The sequence below is a fragment of the Hyphomonas sp. genome (assembly GCF_013823385.1).
Lineage (GTDB): Bacteria > Pseudomonadota > Alphaproteobacteria > Caulobacterales > Hyphomonadaceae > Hyphomonas.
The window spans coordinates 1-1,373 of sequence record NZ_PNMA01000142.1; the positions used below are offsets into that span (position 1 = coordinate 1).

Consider the following 1,373-nt stretch of genomic DNA (forward strand, 5'->3'; position numbering starts at 1 on the left):
ACCGCCACAGCCAAAGTCCGCCCGGGGGACACCTTTTCTCAAACATTAGATTCGAAACTGGTCGCCGATTTGTGCGACTGGTCCGGAATAGGCAACCAGGGTGGTTGCGATTCGCGGCCAGCCCGGTCGGAAAATGCAACCACCCCGGTCTGGATTCCCGACCAGGGCGGTCGAGATTCCTGACCACCCCGGTCGTGATTTCCGACCACCCTGGTCAGGAATTCCGACCAGGGGCTTCCCGCCCGCCAAAGAAATGATTCGAACCCGTGTCGGAAGCGGATGAGGGGGCAACCCTTCTGGAAAGACAGGAAGGTGGTTGGACATGGAGCAGGACACGCATGTGGCGCACGAAATCGCCGTCAGCGATGTGGCCTTCGAACAGATCGTAAAGGCCATCGCCTCGCTAAGCCTGGAACGAAGCCGCTTCGTAAAATTCAAAGACGTCCTTATCTATGCCCTGGCGAGATATCAGGAGCCGAAGGAAGATCATGCAGCTGGCTTGGTCGCTCAACTCCCTGTGGACGGCCCCATCCGCATCTATGTGCGGCTCAATTCGAAGGAAAATGCCGCCGTCGAACGCCTAAAAGGGGAGCTGAGCGCCAAGACGAAAGTCCATTGCGGCGTACGAGAAACCCTTGTGTTCTGTGCCTTGCTTGTGGCGCAGGGTGAATTTTCCACTTGCAAAATTCCCGCCGGCAAGATCACACTATGAAATTGCATGGTATGGCATGGCGGAGGCATGGATGTGCAAGGGGACGCCCGAGGTCGTGGGAGTAAAGGCCCACAGCGTAAACAGAATGTACGCAGCTCTGATCAAGGAACAGATGCAGTTGCGCCATACGAGCCTCAGGAAAATGGCCGACGAAGGGGTCCTCAAACGGAGCCGCCGTGCAGGGTTCTTTGAAAGGCTCGAAGCCGGCAGCCTGACCATCGACGAATTCCAGAGAGTCCTGGTTCACCTCGAGATTGACCCAATCAGAGCCGGCCTCGTTCTGCTCTGCTACAACAGCGCTAGCTCATACGAAGACCCATGCTGCGAGACGACTGCCCTGGTAGCAGTCGCTCTCGCTGCTCGCCTTTCGAGCGAGCTGGCAGCGTGCGAGGGGCAATTCGAAACTATCCGTCAAAGCCTGTGCGAAACGATCGCGAAGAAGACATCCACCGCCATCGCGAAACACCATATGTCACTCGAGAACCGGCATAACGGCGGCGGATTTGAACATGCCTACGCATGATCCGTTCATCACGAAGGACCACATCGCTTCATGATGGAGCGCGTGACTGGTCACGAACACCTCGCCCCAAACGTTGCGGCGGCAGCGAAAGGCGCTCGGAACCGGAAAGCGGACCAAAGACGCAGACGCCGCAGGGAC

General features: G+C 57.7%; 3 protein-coding genes. All 3 read left to right on the top strand.

The window, feature by feature from the left end; genetic code table 11:
• On the top strand, positions 1-183 hold a 183-nt coding region (locus C0456_RS20555), incomplete at its 5' end, for a hypothetical protein (RefSeq protein WP_291056574.1).
• Positions 184-322: 139 nt separating this feature from the next.
• Complete coding sequence (locus C0456_RS20560) at positions 323-712, top strand: hypothetical protein (RefSeq protein WP_291056577.1); 390 nt, start codon at positions 323-325, stop codon at positions 710-712.
• Positions 713-728: 16 nt separating this feature from the next.
• The gene (locus C0456_RS20565; RefSeq protein WP_291056580.1) at positions 729-1,235 is read left to right on the top strand and encodes a hypothetical protein; all 507 of its coding nucleotides are present in this window, start codon (positions 729-731) and stop codon (positions 1,233-1,235) included.
• The last annotated feature ends 138 nt before the right edge of the window (positions 1,236-1,373 follow it).